Here is an 18862-nt window from a genome sequence, read left to right as displayed (position 1 = left end):
ATCCTCCCATTCTAAAAGCGCATAAAAGCATGCACTTATGTCATTTTTATTTCTAAGATGAATCTTAGACACAGCGGCCAAAATATTTGCCATTCTGTTTGTGAATTAAATTTTTTGCGAGCCGTACCATTAAACAGACAACGACACGGAGGCAGCATGTTTACTTATTACCCGGCCAATACTGCAGCAGCACAACCTGAACTCGTTAACGCGATTGCACAAGGTCTTCACGCCGAGCATGGTGCTGTGACTGAAGATGACATTTTGATGGAACTGACCAAGTGGGTGGAATCCACAGACAATGACATCCTCAGTGACATCTACCAGCAGACCATTAACTACGTCGTCAGCGGGCAAAACGCACCTTTGTAAAAACCTGCTATGCTGGATCTGCAACCTAAGGGGTTACATTTCGTTTGCGTAAGCGAACTGGTCCTTAAAACTATCAACAGGATTGAGGAGTTAACATGAAATCGAACCGTCAGGCACGCCATATACTGGGACTGAACTACAAGCTTTCTAACCAACGTAAAGTGGTGATTGAAGGCGACAGTGAAACACAGGTCACTCACGCCACCGGCAGAAAACGCCACGCGGGCAAGTAAGTTCCCAGGAGAGAGATCCTCAACACCATCGGCAAAACCGATGGTGTTTTTGTTTATGTGTTGCGGTAATTAATATTTAGCTCCTTTATAATACCGCCTGACCGCACCCCATCGCACAGGCCAGAAAGATGACAAACAGCAGTGTCAGGGACGGATCTTCAAAAAAAGAGTGAGTGACATGGACAACAAACTGAAAAAACATCGTTCCCTATATATCCCTTATGCCGGCCCGGTATTACTCGAATTCCCCCTGCTCAACAAAGGTAGCGCCTTCAGCATGGAAGAGCGCAGCAGCTTCAACCTGCTCGGTTTGCTGCCAGAAGTGGTGGAAACCATTGAAGAACAGGCAGAGCGCGCGTGGATCCAGTATCAGGGTTTCAAAACCGAAATCGACAAACATATTTACCTGCGCAACATTCAGGATACCAACGAAACCCTCTTCTATCGTCTGGTACAAAATCATCTCGAAGAGATGATGCCGGTGATCTACACCCCAACGGTGGGTGCCGCCTGTGAACGCTTCTCAGAGATCTACCGTCGCTCCCGTGGCGTCTTTATCTCTTATCAGAACCGCCACAACATGGACGATATTCTGCAGAACGTGCCGAACCACAATATCAAAGTGATCGTGGTGACCGATGGCGAACGTATTCTGGGTCTCGGAGACCAGGGTATTGGCGGCATGGGGATCCCAATCGGTAAGCTCTCTCTGTATACCGCCTGCGGCGGCATCAGCCCGGCGTATACCCTGCCGGTGGTGCTGGATGTGGGCACCAACAACCAGCAGTTGCTTAACGACCCGCTGTATATGGGCTGGCGTCATCCGCGTATTACCGACGACGAGTATTATCAGTTTGTTGATGATTTCATCCAGGCGGTCAAGCATCGCTGGCCGGACGTGCTGCTGCAGTTTGAAGACTTCGCGCAGAAAAACGCGATGCCGTTGCTGAACCGATATCGCGATGAGATCTGCTCTTTTAACGACGACATTCAGGGCACCGCCGCGGTCACCGTCGGCACGCTGATTGCCGCCAGTCGCGCGGCAGGCAGCCAACTGAGCTATCAGAAAATTGTCTTCCTGGGCGCAGGCTCTGCGGGTTGTGGTATCGCCGAGCAGATTATCGCCCAGACGCAGCGTGAAGGGCTAAGCGAAGAGCTGGCGCGCTCCCGCGTGTTCATGGTCGACCGTTTCGGCCTGCTGACCGACGGCATGCCAAACCTGCTGCCGTTCCAGACCAAGCTGGTGCAGAAACGTGAGAATCTGAAGAACTGGGACACCGACAACGAAGTGCTCTCTCTGCTGGACGTAGTGCGCAACGTGAAGCCGGATATCCTGATTGGCGTCTCCGGTCAGACGGGGCTGTTTACCGAAGAGATCATTCGTGAGATGCACAAGCACTGCGAACGCCCTATCGTGATGCCGCTCTCCAACCCGACCTCGCGCGTGGAAGCAACGCCGCAGGACATCATTGCCTGGACCGAAGGGAACGCGCTGGTCGCAACCGGCAGCCCGTTCGATCCGGTGGTGTGGAAGGACAAAACCTATCCTATTGCCCAGTGCAACAACTCCTATATTTTCCCGGGCATTGGTCTGGGTGTGATCGCCTCCGGCGCGTCGCGCATTACCGATGAGATGCTGATGTCGGCAAGCGAAACCCTGGCGGGCCACTCGCCGCTGGTGAACGATGGCGAAGGACTGGTGCTGCCAGAGTTGAAAGACATTCACAAGGTGTCGCGTGCAATTGCGTTCGCGGTCGGGAAAATGGCCCAGCAGCAGGGTGTGGCAGTGAAAACCTCTGCTGACGCGCTGCAGCAGGCCATCGACGACAACTTCTGGATGCCGGAATACCGCAGCTACCGTCGTACTTCGATCTAACACTGTGTTCCGACCGTTCCCTCTCCCTGTGGGAGAGGGAATTACATTCGCCCCCCTAGCCAAACCGCCTTTCCCCCGCTACACTCCTTTCATCCATTAACCCACTGAATATATAAGGAGGCCAATTATGCTGTACTGTGAAATTTTCAATGTTTCACATGCATTTGGTGATCGCACCAGCTCAAGCGTTATCGGTATCGTGCTGCGATAACTTCTGCTTGAGCGAAGACACCAACCCCTGAAATCCCTTCTCTCGGGCTTACTGAGTTATCGTCAGCGATGTTTGACGAGGCATAAACATGCCTGTAACTCTTGGGTAAGCAACAATGAGCACTTTACTCACTGCACAATCTTTACGTGTTGATACGGCGTTTGGCACGCTCTTCGACTCCCTCTCCTTTACGCTGAAAAAAGGCGACCGCATTGGCCTGCTGGGCGACAACGGCTGCGGCAAAAGTACGCTGCTGAAGGTGCTGGACGGCACAGACTCTCCCGCTGCCGGAAGCGTCGCGCTGGCAGGACACTGTCTGATGGCGCGCGTTGAGCAACATCTGCCAGAAGCCATTTATCCCCTGACCATGCTGGATGCCGTGCTGGCGCAACTGCCCACGACTGAGCGCGAGAGCCTGCGCTGGAAAGCTGAAACGCTGCTGGCGGGTATGGGCTTTACGCCGCAGGACATGGCCTTAACGTCGGCGACGCTGAGCGGCGGGCAACACACGCGTCTCCTGCTCGCGCGGGCGTTGATCGGCGAGCCGGACCTGTTACTGCTGGACGAGCCGAGCAACCACCTCGATTTGCCTACCATGCTCTGGCTGGAGCAGTTTTTACAGAACTGGTCCGGCAGCTTTGTACTGGTCTCGCACGACAGGCAGTTGCTGGATGCCGTCACCAACGGCAGCTGGATCCTGCGCGATAAGATGTTGCACTACTTCGCCCTTCCCTGCACCACCGCGCGCCAGGCGCTGGTGGCGAAAGACGAAAGCGATGCGCTGCGGCATAAGGCGGAGCAAAAGGAGATCGACCGCGTAACCGCCAGTGCCAGACGGCTGGCCACCTGGGGCAAGGTCTACGATAACGAAGATCTGGCCCGCAAAGCCAAACAGATGGAAAAACAGGTCGAGCGGCTAAAGGAGAACCAGACAGAGCTCACGGCAGGCAGTCCGTGGACGTTAACCCTGCGTGGTGATGCCCTGCGGGCGGACCGACTGCTGGAGATGGAAAACCTCGGCGTACCGCCTGCACCTGGGTTGCCCGATCTATTTCACGTCGACATTGCGCGGCTTAAAAGTGGCGATCGCGTGGCTATCGTCGGGCGTAACGGCTGCGGCAAATCATCGCTGATGAAGCTCATCTGGCGGCATTTCTCAGGTGAACCGTCAGAGGCTGGGCTAAAACTCCATCCTCGCGTGTCGCCAGGCTATTACGACCAGACGCTGAATCAGCTTCCGGATGAGGCAACGATCTTCGACGCGCTGGAGCCTTTTGCGCCAGCGCCACAGGATCGCAAGATGGCGCTTATCAGCGCCGGGTTCCCGTGGGCGCGTCACGGGCAAAAGGTCAGCACCCTCAGCGGCGGGGAGCGTTCGCGCCTGCTGTTTGTCGGCCTGACGCTTGCCCGTTATAGCCTGCTGATGCTGGATGAGCCTACCAACCACCTGGACATGGAAGGCAAAGAGGCGCTGGCCACTACCCTGCAACAGTTTGACGGCGGAGTGCTGCTGGTCAGCCATGACCGGCAGCTGATCGCCCAAAGCTGCAATCGCTTCTGGCTGATTGAGGACGGTTTGCTTAGCGAATGGCATGACGCCGAAGCGGTGTTCGAACGGCTGCGTGAACGCACAAGCCTGATGGCGTCGTCGGCGTCACCCGCAGTCGCGGATGTTAAAGCGCAAGCCTCGGACGATCTGCTTGAAAGGCTGATCGCACTGGAAACGCTACTGGCAGAAGACCTGGCGCGTAAGCCTAAGCATCAGAAACCACATCTGCAGGTGCAATGGCGCAAAGAGATTGAGGTGATAGAAGCAAAACTGTAGATCTGTGCCCGGCGAGCTTCTCGCCGGGCCAGTGAATTCCCCCCTAATTATTAGAGGATCGCTGTATTCTTAATCTGAAATCGCATCAATTGGTGACATTATGTTGCCGCCGCCTTGCATAACGCTTCTAAACTATTAATCCTTAAGTAGTATTCCCCTGTGATACACATACCCATCAAAAACAAGGAGAAACCTATGAAGGCTGCTGTTGTTACACAGGATCATCAGGTCAATGTTACCGAAAAAACCTTACGCCCACTGAAGCACGGCGAAGCCCTGCTCAAAATGGAGTGCTGTGGCGTTTGCCATACTGACCTCCATGTCAAAAATGGCGATTTCGGTGATAAAACCGGTGTGATCCTGGGCCACGAAGGGATTGGGATCGTGAAAGAAGTTGGGCCTGGCGTGACGTCACTGAAAGTCGGCGACCGTGCAAGCGTCGCGTGGTTCTTTGAGGGCTGCGGCCACTGTGAATACTGTAATACCGGCAACGAAACCCTGTGCCGCGATGTGAAAAACGCCGGTTATTCCGTTGATGGCGGCATGGCTGAAGAGTGCATTGTCACCGCGGATTACGCGGTAAAAGTGCCTGACGGGCTGGATTCCGCTGCGGCCAGCAGCATAACCTGTGCCGGCGTCACCACTTACAAAGCGGTAAAAGTCTCCCATATCAAGCCGGGCCAGTGGATTGCGATCTACGGCCTGGGCGGACTGGGTAACCTCGCGCTGCAGTATGCGAAAAACGTCTTCAACGCCAAAGTCATCGCCCTTGACGTTAACGACGAACAGCTGAAGCTGGCTGCAAGCATGGGGGCGGATTTAACCATCAACTCCCGCAGCGAAGATGCCGCTAAAATCGTGCAGGAAAAAACCGGCGGCGCGCATGCGGCTGTGGTAACCGCGGTCGCGAAAGCAGCGTTTAACTCGGCGGTGGACGCGGTGCGTGCCGGTGGTCGCGTGGTGGCCGTTGGCCTGCCGCCGGAAGCCATGAGCCTTGATATCCCCCGTCTGGTGCTGGACGGTATCCAGGTGGTCGGCTCGCTGGTTGGTACCCGTCAGGATCTGCAGGAAGCATTCCAGTTCGCTGCCGAAGGCAAAGTGGTGCCAAAAGTGACAATGCGCCCGCTGGAAGATATCAATGCCATCTTCAAAGAGATGGAACAGGGCCAGATCCGCGGCCGTATGGTGATTGATTTACGCTCGTAACGGTCCGTTCCCGCTAACCGCTCCGTTTATGGGGCGGTTTTTTATGACCACATTCCGGCACTCAGGCCAGCGCACGAGCATCAGACTGAGCCCGCCGGGCGCGCAGATAGCCATACACCAGCAGCGCGCTCATCGCCAGGAAGGATAATATCGCCGCCGGTAGCGTGACATAGCTCCAGCTAAAACCGAGCGTAATCATCATTCCGCCAAAATAAGCACCAATCGCACTGCCCAGGTTAAAGGCCATCTGCCCGCCTGCGGCACCAAGCATTTCCCCTCCTTTCGCATTTTGCAGCAGCAGAATTTGCAGTGGTGCAGAGAGTGCGAACAGCCCGGCACAGCAGATGAACCCCATCACCAGCGACGCGGTTTTCTGTTCACCAAAGGCGAAAAGCAATAACAGTGAGGCGACAATCACCATATCGGTGGTGGCAGCAATACGCAGCGGGCTGAAACGACCCGATAGTTTCCCGCTCAGCAGGTTACCCAGCACCATGCCGAAGCCCATCAACATCATGATGATCGTCATCAACCCCTCGGAGAAGCCAGAGACATTGACCATAAACGGCTTCACAAAACTGAACCACGCAAAAACGCCAGCGTTGCCAAACATGGTGGCAGCGAAAATCAGCCACGGTTCCGGTTTTTTCAGGAAGTGAAACTGCTCGGTGAGTTTTATTTCTGATGCGTCATGAAGGTTTGGTACCCACACCAGCACCGAGAGGATCACCAGCGCGTCAAACAGGGCTATCAGGAAAAAGGTATAACGCCAGTTGAATGTATGCCCCAGCCAGGTTCCAAACGGAACCCCCACCAGATTCGCCACGGTCATCCCGGCGATCATCCCCGCCACGGCCACCGTCACCTTACCCGGTGGCGCTATTTTCGAGAGGATAATCGCCCCCACGCCGAAAATTGCGCCGTGCGGGAACCCCGAGATTAAGCGCCCTGCCGCCAGCCAAAAATAGGATGTGGAAAAGGTAAACATCGCGTTACCCACCGCACATAGGGCAACCAGAAACAGCAGCGTGGTTTTTAACGAGAACTTACTGGAAAACAGCGCCACAATCGGCGCGCCAATCACCACGCCAAAGGCGTAAAACGAAATCATATTTCCGGCGGAGGGAATGGAAATACCGGTATCATGCGCCAGTTCCGTCAGGACACCCATAATACCAAATTCAGCCATGCCCAGGCCAAACGTGCTAAGGGCTAACGAGAAAATTGTCTTTTTCATACCACAACCACGAGTGAAAATTCGCAGCGGGCATTATTGAATAATCTTGTATGGTGAGCCAGTTCAAATCAGCAGACTGACACGTTAATCCATTAATTCAGGTGAATTACACTTCTTAATGCGGCCTCGCTTCTTCCCCGCGACCGGACAACCTGAGGATGACAATCATGGCAAGTAATAAGAAAACCAGCGTCGCTGTTGATGTCGTTAAAAATGCCCCTCTGAAAACAAAAGAGTATGAAAAAGAGCTTCGTCGCCTTCACGTTGAACTGGTCAAACTCCAGCAATGGGTTGTCGCCAAAGGATTAAAAGTCTGCATCGTGTTTGAGGGACGAGACGGGGCCGGTAAAGGCGGCACCATAAAAGCGATAACCGAACGCGTCAGCCCGCGCGTATTCCGGGTTGTCGCGCTGCCTGCGCCTACAGAAAAAGAGAAAACGCAGCTCTATTTCCAGCGTTATGTTCCGCACCTGCCCGCTGCCGGTGAAATCGTTATTTTTGACCGCAGCTGGTACAACCGCGCAGGCGTTGAACGGGTGATGGGGTTCTGCACGCCGGAACAGGTTGAAAAGTTTCTTGATGGCGCACCGGTGATGGAAAAAGCGATGGTCGATGCCGGGATCATTTTGCTGAAATACTGGCTTGAAGTGACGCCGAAAGAGCAGGAACGCAGGCTACGCGATCGCATTAACGATGGCCGCAAGATCTGGAAATTATCGCCTATGGATATTAAATCGTTCAATTTATGGGATGAATACACCGTAGCGCGGGATGCCATGTTTGCCTCCACGGACACTGCCTGGGCACCGTGGTTTGTGGCGCGCTCGGAAGATAAAAAACGCGTGCGGTTGAATATTATCTCCCATCTGCTTTCGCAGATCCCGTATAAAGAACTTCACGTTGAAAAAGTGGATTTGCCGAAGCGCAAAATTGGCAAAGTCAAACCGACAAAATATCCTTTCCGATATATTGCGGAGAAATTCTGATAAGCTGGAATACGGCTCGAATAATGAAGATTACCAGGGGAAACGGTATTGTTTTTTGTTGGCTGCGGTTGATAATGACCGCACCAACAAAGGAGGCTAAAAAATGAAACCAAACCGAACAAAAAACTGCAGTGGCAGACTACCCCGGATAGAGAGAATACCCCGTCAGGCCTTGACTCCAGAGGAACGTAAACGCCAGCACCATCAGGATCAGGAGTTCATAAAAGCAATGAATGAATTTACTGCTAAAGCGGGATTATTATCAGATGACCCTTATTTTGGAGGGCTTTAATGTGCTTTCAGTTCGATGTTTATCGAAACATAATAACTTACACAGGTATTACAACCCTCCGGACCGTTAGTGAATATTGAATTTGAGAGATATTTTCTCAACACCGCTGGCATAACACACGTGGAGAAAAAGAAATTAAATAATAAAAATATTGTATGTAATCTTCGCAGCGCAAGAAGAACCGTCATTGCGGCGATAGATGCGTTAGTGACGAACACATAACGTAGGCCCGCGCAAGCGAAGCGCCGCCGGGCAAAGCCGACGGCGCAGGACGTTTTACTTCATCCCTTCCGTACTCTCCTGTTTCGCTTCCTGTCGCTCCACTTCCCGGTACCAGCGTGGGTGGTGTTTCTGCGCCCAGCGGCGGCTCACCTTCCCTTCAATCATGCCTTTAATCGACCCTTTAACCCAGAACGCCATATACATATGGATCAAAATGGCATGGATCAGAATGATGGCTGAGGTTGCGTGGATCAGCAGCGCGTAGCGGATGACCTGCATCGGGAAGTACTGCGCAAAATAAGGACGCCAGATGATCACACCAGTCACCAGCAGGACGAAAATCATGCTCATGATGCTCCAGAACATCATCTTCTGTCCGGCATTGTATTTACCGACCTTCGCGACTTTATGTTCGTTCCCCTTCAGGACCTCAATAATGCCCTTCAGCCAGGGAATATCCTGCTTGTCCGGGATATTGTGGTGGACGAAACGCACAAACATAAACATCAGCACCACAAAAATCAGTACGCCAAAAAACGGGTGCAGAATACGCCCCATCTGCGGCGTGCCGAACGTTTCCGTCAGCCATTGCAGCGTCGGGAAGAAGAACGAAATTCCGGATACGGCCACCAGGAAGAAGCAGATCACCACCGTCCAGTGACAGGCGCGATCGACAAACTTTGTGCGCACTATCATTTTCGACTTACTCATGATGCTCCTCCTCCTCGTCATCCACCTCTTTATTCGGCCCGATACCGATGTAGTGATAAATCAGCCCGGCAAAGGTGGCGATAAAGCCCGCCGCCGAGAGTGGTTTTAGCGCCCCTTTCCACAGGTTGATGGAGGTATCGATCGCCGGATCTTTCGGCAGATTGTGGTACAGCTCCGGCTGGTCATTGTGATGCAGAACGTACATCACGTGCGTACCGCCCACCCCCTGCGGGTTGTAAATGCCCGCCTTGTCGTAGCCGCGCGCTTTCAGTTTGTCCACGCGCTGCTGCGCCACCTCCAGCATCTCTTTCTTGGTGCCGAAGTGAATGGCCCCGGTTGGACAGGTCTTGACGCAGGCAGGCTCCTGCCCGACGCTGACGCGGTCTACGCACAGGGTGCATTTATATACCCGGTTATCCTCTTTATTGAGGCGCGGGATGTTAAACGGACAACCCGCAATGCAGTACCCGCAGCCGATACAGTTATCCTGCTGAAAGTCGACGATTCCGTTCGCATACTGGATGATGGCGCCTGCAGACGGGCAGGCCTTGAGGCAGCCCGGATCTTCACAGTGCATACAGCCGTCTTTTCGAATCAGCCACTCCAGCTTGCCGTTCTGGTCAGTTTCGCTAAAACGCATCACCGTCCAGGATTTGGCGCTCAGATCGGCCGGGTTGTCGTAAACGCCAACGCAGTGCCCTACCTCATCGCGGATATCATTCCACTCTGAACAAGCCACCTGGCAGGCTTTGCAGCCCACGCAGGAAGAGACATCGATAAGCTTGGCGACTTCGGCCTTATAATCCCGCGCGCGCGGCGCGGGCGTTATCGGGTTGGTCGCGGAGCGTTTGATAATGTCTTGTGTTTCCATCGCCATTTACTCGCTCCTTACGCTTTCTCGATGTTGACCAGAAACGCCTTGTACTCCGGCGTTTGCGAGTTGGAATCGCCAACGTTTGGCGTCAGGGTATTGGCGAGATAGCCTTTCTGCGCCACACCTTCAAAGCCCCAGTGCAGCGGGATACCCACGGTTTCCACCTGCTGACCATTCACGTTTAACGTCTGCAGACGACGAGTGACCACCGCAACCGCACGGATAAAGCCACGTTTGCTGCTCACCGTCACGCGATCGCCATTGGCAATCCCTTTCGCTTTCGCCAGCGTTTCGCTTATCTCCACAAACTGTTCCGGCTGAGCGATGGCGTTAAGCCGCGCGTGCTTGGTCCAGGTGTGGAAATGCTCCGTCAGGCGATAGGTGGTTCCCACATATGGGAATTTGTCCTTTTTGCCTAAACGCAACACGTCGTCAGCGTAGATACGCACGACCGGACTGGAGATAACATTTGGGTGTAGCGGATTCGTGCCGAGCGGCGTTTCCATCGGCTCGTAGTGTTCCGGGAATGGCCCCTCTGCCAGCTTGTCGAGGGCAAACAGGCGTCCCAGCCCCTCCGGCTGCATAATAAACGGCCCGGTCTCACTGCCCGGTGGCGCGGTGTTGAAGTCAGGAATATCATTCCCCGCCCATTTCACGCCGTTCCACGCGATCAGCATCCGTTTCGGATCCCACGGTTTACCGTTGACATCCGCCGACGCACGGTTGTACAGCACCCGACGGTTTAGCGGCCATGCCCAGGCCCAGCCAAGCGTATTACCCAACCCGGACGGGTCTGCGTTATCGCGATTGGCCATCTGGTTGCCCTGCTCGGTCCAGCTGCCGGTGTAGATCCAGCAGGACGACGCGGTGGAACCATCATCGCGCAGGAGCGCAAAGCTGTTCAGCAGCTGGCCTTTCTTCGCCACCAGTTTGCCGTTGGCGTCATAGAGATCGGCCAGCGCCACGCCGTTGTTTTCTTTGGCCACCTCTTCGGATTCAGGATGATCCGGTTGCTTATAGTTCCAGCTCATCTTCAGCAACGGTTCAGCGCCTTTGCCACCTTCGGTGCGGTACATCTCACGCAGGCGATGGTAAATCCCGGCCAGAATTTCACCGTCATTACGCGCTTCACCCGGCGCATCCTGCCCCTTCCAGTGCCACTGTAACCAGCGACCGGAGTTGGCGATCGACCCGTCTTCCTCGGCAAAACAGGTAGACGGCAAGCGGAAGACCTCGGTCTGAATTGATGCGGGATCCACATCATTCATCTCGTCGTGGTTCTGCCAGAAGTTAGACGTTTCCGTCACCAGCGGATCGATAACGACCATGTACTTCAGCTTGCTCAGGCTGCGAACCACTTTGTTTTTGTCCGGGAAGGACGCTACCGGGTTAAAGCCCTGGCAGATATAGCCCGTGACGTTGCCCTTATCCATCATGTTGAAATACTTGATGACGTCGTAGGCCTGGTCCCATTTCGGCAGCCACTCAAAGCCCCAGTCGTTCTCTTTCTGCGCCGCATCGCCATAAAACGATTTCATCAGGCTGACGTAGAACTTCGGATAGTTGCTCCAGTAGTTCACCTGCTCCGCACGCGTCGCTTTTGGCGTATTGGCCGTGAGATAGGTTTGCAGATCGGCCTGTTTTTCCGACGGCAGCGTCAGGTAACCCGGCAGGCTGGTCGAGAGTAAACCCAGATCGGTTAAGCCCTGGATGTTGGAGTGACCGCGCAAGGCATTTACCCCGCCTCCCGCCATGCCCATATTGCCGAGCAGCAGCTGAATCATCGCCATGGTACGGATGTTCTGCGCACCAACGGTGTGCTGCGTCCAGCCCAGCGCGTACAGGAACGTGGTGGTTCTGTCGGCGGCACTGGTAGAGGCCAGCACCTCACACACTTTCAGGAAGTCGGCTTTTGGCGTACCGCAGATGTTTTCTACTACGTCCGGCGTATAGCGGGAAACGTGCTGTTTTAGCAAGTTCCACACGCAGCGTGGATGACTCAGGGTTTCATCGCGTCTGGCATAGCCGTTTTCATCGAACTGGTAGTTCCAGGACGATTTATCATACTGACGTTTGTCCGCGTCATAGCCGCTGAACAGCCCCTCATCGAAGGCAAAATCATCCCGCACCAGCAGGCTGGCGTTGGTGTAGTGTTTTACGTACTCCGCGTTGATTTTATTGTTTTCAATCAGATAGAGCAGCACGCCCGAGAGGAACGTAATGTCCGTACCGGAGCGGATCGGTGCATAAATATCGGCCACCGATGCCGTACGCGTAAAGCGCGGATCGACGACGATAAGCGTCGCATCGTTATTGTTTTTCGCTTCCATCGCCCAGCGGAACCCCACCGGATGGGCCTCAGCGGCGTTGCCACCCATCACCATCACGACGTTGGCGTTTTTGATATCAACCCAGTGGTTGGTCATCGCACCGCGACCAAATGTTGGAGCAAGACTTGCTACCGTTGGTCCGTGTCAGACGCGCGCCTGGTTATCAACCGCCAGCATCCCGAGGGAGCGAACAAATTTTTGCGTTAGCATGCCGGTTTCATTGCTGGCCGCCGAGGCGCACAGCATGCCGGTAGAGAGCCAACGGTTCACCGTCACGCCCTGCGCGTTCTTCTCAATGAAGTTGGCGTCGCGGTCGGCTTTCATCAGTCTGGCAATCCGGGAGAAGGCTTCATCCCAGGAAATACGCTGCCATTTGTCGGAACCCGGCGCGCGGTATTCCGGATAGCGCAGACGGTTATCGCTGTGAACGTAGTCCAGCAGTCCCGCCCCTTTCGGGCAGAGTGCCCCACGGCTCACCGGATGGTCTGGATCCCCTTCAATATGATAAATGGCCTCTCTGGCGTTCTTCGCGCCATCGCCCAGGCTATACATTAAAAGCCCACAACCCACGGAGCAGTATGTGCAGGTGTTACGGATCTCTTTGGCACGCAGCAGTTTATAGTTGCGCGCCTGAGCCAGCGCCATTTTGGGAGCGAATCCCAGCATCGCGGCTGTTGTTCCGGCCATACCGCCCGCGCAGATTTTAAAAAATTGTCTGCGGCTGACGTCCATTGTTGTCCTCATTTACGGATAAGACTTCGCGCCGCAAACTAACAGCAAAGCCCCTGTTTTTTTTGCGTCAAATCAAGGTCGCCGGTGTTCGCCCCCTTAATAGTCAGCCATCTCGCATTTAAATACCTCTTTTTGATTAACGGCTTAAGAGAATAATTCGCGACCGGGGCGCGATCGGTGCTATAAGTTTTGCCTTTAGTTTTGAGAGTAGCGGCAAGGATATGGACAGAAAAAGAGCAACGCTGACTGGGCTGGCAGCAATCTTGTTATGGAGCACCATGGTGGGGCTCATTCGCAGCGTGAGTGAAGGGCTTGGGCCTGTGGGGGGTGCCGCCATGATCTATACCGTCAGCGGCTTTCTCTGTCTGGTGACGGTAGGATTTCCTCAAATCCGGCGCTTCACTCCCGGCTATCTTATTGCCGGCAGCCTCCTGTTTGTGAGCTACGAAATTTGTCTGGCGCTGTCGTTAGGGTATGCGGCTACGCGTTCACAGGCGATTGAAGTCGGCATGGTGAATTATCTCTGGCCAAGTCTGACCATTGTGTTTGCCATTTTGTTTAACGGGCAGAAATCGTCCCTGTGGGTGATCCCCGGATTAGCCCTCTCTTTACTCGGTGTGTGCTGGGTATTGGGCGGCGAACAGGGGTTGCAGGTGAATGAGATTATCCGCAATGTTGTCTCCAGCCCCCTCAGCTATGCCCTTGCATTTGCCGGCGCGTTTATCTGGGCGGCGTACTGCACGGTAACCAGTAAATATGCCAAAGGACAAAACGGGATCACGCTCTTTGTGTTGCTTACCGCGCTGAGTTTGTGGGTGAAATATGCCCTAAGCGATCAACCGGAAATGGTTTTCAGCGTTCCGGTGGTGGTGAAATTACTCATGTGCGGCGTCGCACTGGGGCTGGGCTATGCGTCGTGGAATATTGGGATCCTTCACGGTAACGTCACGGTGCTGGCAGCCGTGTCCTATTTTACCCCGGTCTTATCCGCTGCGCTGGCGGCGCTGTTGTTGAGCGCCCCACTTTCCTTCTCCTTCTGGCAAGGCGCCATCATGGTCTGTGTGGGTTCTTTGCTGTGCTGGTACGCCACACGAAAATAATCTTTTCCTGATGCCGGGTTAATTACAACCCGGCCACATAATTAACATAAATTTAAAATGTGATCGCCCATTCACTCTTTAGCAAAATAATAGAAAGCGGTTTAGTTTCTGTTTATATTAACTCTCGTTCGTAAAGATATGGCGCGCAAATTGACATAAACTGACACCGGAACGTAATAACTGCATAGCAAACAGTCACGTCAGAAAAAGCATGAAATAATATAATTCACTGCAAAACATTCACTTCACACATCGGAATCGGCGTGCGTTTAATCTTATAACATACTGATTTTAATACACATAGATTTCAACAGCCACTGTAAAAACACGGAAAAAACGATAATTACCGCCATGAAATAAAAATGGTAATAATTATATTTCCCGCAACGAAAATGGCGGTAAAACGCGCACAAATCGCATAATTTTCAGGCAATTTATTCATTAAAGCTAAAATTTACCCGATCACGATCACACTAATTGAAATTATCTTTAATATTTTGAAACTTATTATTGAAAGCAGGCTACAAGATTTTTAAAAATAGCTTGCCATTGACGAACAGCCTCGTTTGGAAATCGTTCGAAGTGGTTCAGGAAATACCCAAGAAAATTATAAGGAATATTTAAGATGAAACTTAAATTAGTTGCAGTGGCGGTCACTTCCATGTTGGCAGCAGGCGTTGTAAACGCGGCTGAAGTTTTTAACAAAGACGGTAACAAGCTGGATCTGTACGGTAAAGTCACAGGTCTGCACTATTTTTCTGATGATACTGACAACGACGGCGACAAAACCTACGTTCGTCTGGGCTTCAAAGGCGAAACTCAGATCAATGACCAGATGACCGGTTATGGCCAGTGGGAATATGAGTTCAAGGGCAACCGCTCTGAATCCCAGGGTGCTGACGGTAACAAAACGCGTCTGGCGTTCGCAGGTCTGAAATTCAACGAATTCGGTTCCTTCGACTACGGCCGTAACTACGGCGTGGCGTACGACATCGGCGCATGGACTGACGTTCTGCCAGAATTCGGTGGCGATACCTGGACCCAGACTGATGGCTTTATGACTGGCCGTACAACTGGCGTCGCGACTTACCGTAACACCGACTTCTTCGGTCTGGTTGACGGCCTGAACGTTGCCGCTCAGTACCAGGGTAAAAACGACCGTAACGACATCACCGAATCTAACGGTGACGGCTGGGGTCTCTCTTCTACCTATGAATTCGACGGCTTCGCAGCGGGTGCAACCTACGCGAAATCTGACCGTACTGACCGTCAGGTTCGTGCAGCAAGCGACCTGAACGCAGGTGGCGAGAACGCAGAAGTATGGGCAGCCGGTCTGAAGTACGATGCGAACAACATCTACCTGGCAACCACCTACTCTGAAACCCGTAACATGACAGCTTTCGGTGACGGTCACGTTGCAAACAAAGCACAGAACTTCGAAGTTGTGGCTCAGTACCAGTTCGACTTCGGTCTGCGTCCGTCCATCGCTTACCTGAAATCCAAAGGTAAAGACATCGGTTCTTACGGCGACCAGGATCTGGTGGAATACGTTGACGTTGGCGCGAGCTACTACTTCAACAAAAACATGTCCACCTATGTTGATTACAAAATCAACCTGCTGGACGACAATGCGTTCACCAAAGACGCTAAAATCGCTACCGACAATATCGTTGCTGTAGGTCTGACCTACCAGTTCTAAGATTTGTCACACCCGAAAGCCAGCCCCTGCGGCTGGCTTTTTTTTGCCCCTCTGCCCGCTCCCCTGATCGTCATCCCCCGGTTCCGGTATACTGCTCTGTCGTCACTGTCCTAACGTCACAGCCTGAACAGGGAGCCCTCGATGATTACCACCCACGTTTTTATCGCCGTCAGTCTTGATGGCTACATTGCCCGCCAGGATGGCGATATCGGCTGGCTACTCCAGCGCGATGATCCAACGGAAGATCATGGTTATGATGCGTTCATTGCCGACAAAGACTGGATTGTGATGGGCCGGGGAAGCTATGAGAAAGTGCTGACCTTTGACCAATGGCCCTATAACCGACCCGTGTTGGTGCTCTCCAGTCAGCTGGCTGACACCGAGGTGCCCGAGCCTCTGAAAGGTAAAGTGCAGTTCTCCCGCTGTACCCCAAAGGAAGCGCTTGCTGAGCTGGCAGCGCAGAACGCACACCGCGTCTATATTGATGGCGGACAGGTGATCCAGTCGTTTCTGCGCGAAGGACTGGTGGCCGATATGGTTATCACCACCGTTCCTGTCCTTATCGGCTCAGGCAAGCCGCTGTTCGGCTCGCTGCCCCGGGATATCGATTTAATGCTTTTATCCACCCGTAGCTTCCCGTCAGGTCTGGTGCAATCGCACTATCGGCTGACGCGATAACGACACCGCGCCGCTGAAGAAGAAGTGAAAAGCCCGAAGGTGCAGCGCCTTCGGGCTTGCATTTACTGTTGCGGCGCGTTCGCCAGGCTAAACCAAATCCCAATCGCCAGCAGCAATAACATCCCACCGGCGCTGCCTAACGCCACGCTGTGCGACGTGATAAACGCCGTTTTTGCCGCCTCAATGACGGTTTCACCGAGCGCCGGACTGAGATCCTGCGCGACCTTCATCGCTTCGCCAATGGATGACGAGGCTTTATCAGCCAGCGTTGAAGGTAAGCCCTGCGGTAGTTCAATCGACGCCGAGAAGCTGCGGGTCAGCAACAGACCAAATATCGCGATCCCCAGCCCTGCGCCCAGTTCGTAGGACATGGTTTCAATCGCCCCGGCAGCGGCGGCTTTCTCTTTCGGTGCCGCCGCCATGATTGCCGAGGTGGAGGCCAGCAGCGCACTCGCTGCACTGAAGCCAAGCAGCACCATCAGGCACCACGTCTGCCACTGCTGCGTGCTGAAGTCGAGCATCGACAGGCCAATAAAGCTGACGGCGCTCAGCCCCATTCCGCCTGCCGCTACCATGCGCAGCCCCAGACGACCAACCAGTATCCCGGCAATCGGGCCGCTGAACCCGCTGGCGACCATGAGCGGCAGCATGAACATGCCCGCTTCAAACGGGGTAAAGCCATGCACAAACTGCAGCTCCTGGGCCATCAGCAATTCATACCCCACCAGGGCGATCATGGCGGTCATCGCCATCACCACCCCGCTTAAAATGATGCGATGGCAAAACAGGCGCATGTCGATCATCAGCACGCGGGCGCGAAGCTGAATACGCACGAAGATAAACAGCAATACCGCGCCGGTGAGCAGTGTACAGGCCACCAGCCATGGAGAAAGCCCGCCTTTCAGCGCGGTTTTGGCGCTATAGACCAGCAGCAAAATTGCCGCAATCAGCATGACGGCATGGCTAATATTCAGCGGCTGCTCTGGGCGCCCTTGCTGACGCGGAACATAGACCGCGGCCAGCGACACCACCACCAGCACAATCGGCACGTTGATCAAAAAGACCGATCCCCAGTAAAAATGCTCCAGCAGCATACCGCCAATCAGCGGACCAAACGCCGCCCCGCCGGACCCGACCGCGGCCCAGACGCCAAGCGCGATGTTGCGATCTCGCGCGTTAATAAACAAGGTGCGTATACCCGCAAGGGTTGCCGGTATGATCATTGCCGCGCCAATTGCCAGCGAGGCGCGCGCGGCAATCAGCCAGCCCGCAGAGGGGGCAAAGGCCGCCGCCAGCGATGACAGGCCAAACAGCGTGCTGCCAAGCATCAGCAGCCGTTTAAAACCGATGCGGTCGCCGAGCGCGCCCATTGGCAGCACCATACCCGCCATCACCAGCGAGTAGATATCGATGATCCACAATAATTCATTACCGCTGGCGCCCAGCGTCATGCTCAATGTCGGCGCCGCCACGTGCAGCACCGTCGCGTCAATCGCCACCGGGATATACACCAGCACGATAATCACTAACGCTAACCACTGACGAAACATAAATTTCCTTTTTATATAAAAATGGACACATGTCCAGGATGCGATCCTACGGAATGTTGAACACTTGTCCAGCTCTTTGTTACACTCGTTTCATTGCTATTTAAGAGTGAGAGAAAATGGGTTATCTGACCAGGGATGAAAGACGGGAAGAGATCTTACAGGCCGCCATGCGCGTGGCGCTGGCCGAGGGATTTTCCGCCATGACGGTGCGCCGCATCGCCTCCGAAGCCGGTGTCGCAACCGGGCAAGTGCATCACCATTTCACCTCCGGCGGTGAGTTAAAATCGCTGGCCTTTATCCGACTGATCCGCGAACTGCTGGATGCGGATGTGGTCGGGGAACACGCCAGCTGGCGGGCACGTTTACATGCCATGCTCGGCAGCGATGACGGCAGGTTTGAACCCTACATTCGCCTCTGGCGAGAAGCGCAAATCCTCGCAACCCGCGACGCAGAGATCAAGGGCGCGTATGTGCTGACAATGGAGATGTGGCATCAGGAAACGGTTGCCCTTATTGAAGCTGGCAGGAATGCAGGCGTATTCCGTTCCGGTGACCCGGCAGCAAGTATTGCCTGGCGTTTAATTGGCCTGGTGTGTGGCCTTGACGGCATATATCTATTAAACATGCCTGAAATGGATGACGCTGCGTTTAATAATCATCTTGATAAATTAATTTCTCTGGAGTTGTTTTAATACTCCCTTCTGAGTAATTAAATCCCACCGTTACAA

17 protein-coding genes are annotated in these 18862 nt (G+C 53.9%); 12 read left to right on the top strand and 5 right to left on the bottom strand.

What is annotated here, in order from left to right; all coding sequences use genetic code 11:
- Positions 1 to 156 precede the first annotated feature (156 nt).
- From bdm to adhP, 5 genes are all read left to right on the top strand, one after another.
- Complete coding sequence (bdm, locus tag ECL_RS09415) at positions 157 to 372, top strand: biofilm-dependent modulation protein (protein WP_013096534.1); 216 nt, start codon at positions 157 to 159, stop codon at positions 370 to 372.
- Between the two features lie 95 nt (positions 373 to 467).
- Positions 468 to 605 (top strand): stationary-phase-induced ribosome-associated protein, encoded by a 138-nt coding sequence (gene sra / locus ECL_RS09410; protein WP_013096533.1) that lies wholly within the window; start codon positions 468 to 470, stop codon positions 603 to 605.
- Positions 606 to 783: 178 nt separating this feature from the next.
- Positions 784 to 2481 (top strand): NAD-dependent malic enzyme, encoded by a 1698-nt coding sequence (locus tag ECL_RS09405; RefSeq protein WP_013096532.1) that lies wholly within the window; start codon positions 784 to 786, stop codon positions 2479 to 2481.
- A gap of 326 nt (positions 2482 to 2807) precedes the next feature.
- The gene (locus ECL_RS09400; protein ID WP_013096531.1) at positions 2808 to 4517 is read left to right on the top strand and encodes an ABC-F family ATP-binding cassette domain-containing protein; all 1710 of its coding nucleotides are present in this window, start codon (positions 2808 to 2810) and stop codon (positions 4515 to 4517) included.
- 195 nt (positions 4518 to 4712) lie between these two features.
- Positions 4713 to 5723, top strand: coding sequence for an alcohol dehydrogenase AdhP (gene adhP / locus ECL_RS09395; protein ID WP_013096530.1), 1011 nt, complete (start codon positions 4713 to 4715; stop codon positions 5721 to 5723).
- 61 nt (positions 5724 to 5784) lie between these two features.
- Here the strand turns inward: adhP and araJ are convergent, their stop codons facing one another.
- The gene (araJ, locus tag ECL_RS09390) at positions 5785 to 6960 is read right to left on the bottom strand and encodes an MFS transporter AraJ (RefSeq protein WP_013096529.1); all 1176 of its coding nucleotides are present in this window, start codon (positions 6958 to 6960) and stop codon (positions 5785 to 5787) included.
- A gap of 167 nt (positions 6961 to 7127) precedes the next feature.
- Between araJ and ppk2 the strand changes: the two genes are divergently transcribed.
- From ppk2 to ECL_RS09375, 3 genes are all read left to right on the top strand, one after another.
- Complete coding sequence (ppk2, locus tag ECL_RS09385; protein ID WP_013096528.1) at positions 7128 to 7946, top strand: polyphosphate kinase 2; 819 nt, start codon at positions 7128 to 7130, stop codon at positions 7944 to 7946.
- A 103-nt stretch (positions 7947 to 8049) separates the two neighbouring features.
- Positions 8050 to 8238, top strand: a complete 189-nt coding sequence (locus tag ECL_RS09380; RefSeq protein ID WP_109455517.1) for a type II toxin-antitoxin system CcdA family antitoxin — start codon at positions 8050 to 8052, stop codon at positions 8236 to 8238.
- A gap of 69 nt (positions 8239 to 8307) precedes the next feature.
- Positions 8308 to 8460, top strand: coding sequence for a CcdB family protein (locus ECL_RS09375; RefSeq protein ID WP_013096527.1), 153 nt, complete (start codon positions 8308 to 8310; stop codon positions 8458 to 8460).
- A 54-nt stretch (positions 8461 to 8514) separates the two neighbouring features.
- Here ECL_RS09375 and fdnI read toward each other — a convergent pair whose 3' ends face one another.
- The 3 genes from fdnI to fdnG are packed head-to-tail and all read right to left on the bottom strand — an operon-like array spanning position 8515 to position 13107.
- Positions 8515 to 9171 carry a formate dehydrogenase-N subunit gamma gene (gene fdnI / locus ECL_RS09370; protein ID WP_013096526.1) on the bottom strand — a complete coding sequence of 219 codons (657 nt, stop codon included), beginning with the start codon at positions 9169 to 9171 and terminating at the stop codon, positions 8515 to 8517.
- Positions 9164 to 10048, bottom strand: a complete 885-nt coding sequence (fdxH, locus tag ECL_RS09365) for a formate dehydrogenase subunit beta (protein WP_013096525.1) — start codon at positions 10046 to 10048, stop codon at positions 9164 to 9166. The genes fdnI and fdxH overlap by 8 nt, the downstream gene beginning before the upstream one ends.
- An 11-nt stretch (positions 10049 to 10059) precedes the next feature.
- The gene (gene fdnG, locus ECL_RS09360) at positions 10060 to 13107 is read right to left on the bottom strand and encodes a formate dehydrogenase-N subunit alpha (RefSeq protein ID WP_109455518.1); all 3048 of its coding nucleotides are present in this window, start codon (positions 13105 to 13107) and stop codon (positions 10060 to 10062) included.
- 221 nt (positions 13108 to 13328) lie between these two features.
- On the opposite strand from fdnG, the gene yddG reads away from it, so the two are divergent.
- The 3 genes from yddG to ECL_RS09345 all read left to right on the top strand — a co-directional run bounded on the left by yddG (position 13329) and on the right by ECL_RS09345 (position 16584).
- A complete protein-coding gene (yddG, locus tag ECL_RS09355) occupies positions 13329 to 14207 on the top strand; it encodes an aromatic amino acid DMT transporter YddG (RefSeq protein ID WP_044158438.1) in 879 nt (292 codons plus the stop codon).
- Positions 14208 to 14832: 625 nt separating this feature from the next.
- Positions 14833 to 15906 (top strand): porin OmpC, encoded by a 1074-nt coding sequence (gene ompC, locus ECL_RS09350; protein ID WP_013096520.1) that lies wholly within the window; start codon positions 14833 to 14835, stop codon positions 15904 to 15906.
- Positions 15907 to 16047: 141 nt separating this feature from the next.
- Positions 16048 to 16584 carry a dihydrofolate reductase family protein gene (locus ECL_RS09345; RefSeq protein WP_013096519.1) on the top strand — a complete coding sequence of 179 codons (537 nt, stop codon included), beginning with the start codon at positions 16048 to 16050 and terminating at the stop codon, positions 16582 to 16584.
- 62 nt (positions 16585 to 16646) lie between these two features.
- Here the strand turns inward: ECL_RS09345 and ECL_RS09340 are convergent, their stop codons facing one another.
- Complete coding sequence (locus tag ECL_RS09340) at positions 16647 to 18134, bottom strand: MFS transporter (protein ID WP_013096518.1); 1488 nt, start codon at positions 18132 to 18134, stop codon at positions 16647 to 16649.
- A gap of 116 nt (positions 18135 to 18250) precedes the next feature.
- Here ECL_RS09340 and ECL_RS09335 point away from each other — a divergent pair, with 116 nt between their 5' ends.
- Entirely contained in the window at positions 18251 to 18826 is a 576-nt protein-coding gene (locus ECL_RS09335) for a TetR family transcriptional regulator (RefSeq protein WP_013096517.1), read from the top strand.
- Positions 18827 to 18862 lie beyond the last annotated feature (36 nt).

Origin of the sequence: Enterobacter cloacae subsp. cloacae ATCC 13047 (genome assembly GCF_000025565.1) — a bacterium.
Lineage (GTDB): Bacteria > Pseudomonadota > Gammaproteobacteria > Enterobacterales > Enterobacteriaceae > Enterobacter > Enterobacter cloacae.
Note: the sequence above shows the minus strand (reverse complement) of the source record. Positions and strands in the feature narration are given on the sequence as shown.

Coding starts and splice junctions, on each gene's coding strand:
- bdm (WP_013096534.1), top strand. CDS start 157: ATGTTTACTTATTACCCGGCCAATACTGCAGCAGCACAACCTGAACTC.
- sra (WP_013096533.1), top strand. CDS start 468: ATGAAATCGAACCGTCAGGCACGCCATATACTGGGACTGAACTACAAG.
- ECL_RS09405 (WP_013096532.1), top strand. CDS start 784: ATGGACAACAAACTGAAAAAACATCGTTCCCTATATATCCCTTATGCC.
- ECL_RS09400 (WP_013096531.1), top strand. CDS start 2,808: ATGAGCACTTTACTCACTGCACAATCTTTACGTGTTGATACGGCGTTT.
- adhP (WP_013096530.1), top strand. CDS start 4,713: ATGAAGGCTGCTGTTGTTACACAGGATCATCAGGTCAATGTTACCGAA.
- araJ (WP_013096529.1), bottom strand. CDS start 6,960: ATGAAAAAGACAATTTTCTCGTTAGCCCTTAGCACGTTTGGCCTGGGC.
- ppk2 (WP_013096528.1), top strand. CDS start 7,128: ATGGCAAGTAATAAGAAAACCAGCGTCGCTGTTGATGTCGTTAAAAAT.
- ECL_RS09380 (WP_109455517.1), top strand. CDS start 8,050: ATGAAACCAAACCGAACAAAAAACTGCAGTGGCAGACTACCCCGGATA.
- fdnI (WP_013096526.1), bottom strand. CDS start 9,171: ATGAGTAAGTCGAAAATGATAGTGCGCACAAAGTTTGTCGATCGCGCC.
- fdxH (WP_013096525.1), bottom strand. CDS start 10,048: ATGGCGATGGAAACACAAGACATTATCAAACGCTCCGCGACCAACCCG.
- yddG (WP_044158438.1), top strand. CDS start 13,329: ATGGACAGAAAAAGAGCAACGCTGACTGGGCTGGCAGCAATCTTGTTA.
- ompC (WP_013096520.1), top strand. CDS start 14,833: ATGAAACTTAAATTAGTTGCAGTGGCGGTCACTTCCATGTTGGCAGCA.
- ECL_RS09345 (WP_013096519.1), top strand. CDS start 16,048: ATGATTACCACCCACGTTTTTATCGCCGTCAGTCTTGATGGCTACATT.
- ECL_RS09340 (WP_013096518.1), bottom strand. CDS start 18,134: ATGTTTCGTCAGTGGTTAGCGTTAGTGATTATCGTGCTGGTGTATATC.
- ECL_RS09335 (WP_013096517.1), top strand. CDS start 18,251: ATGGGTTATCTGACCAGGGATGAAAGACGGGAAGAGATCTTACAGGCC.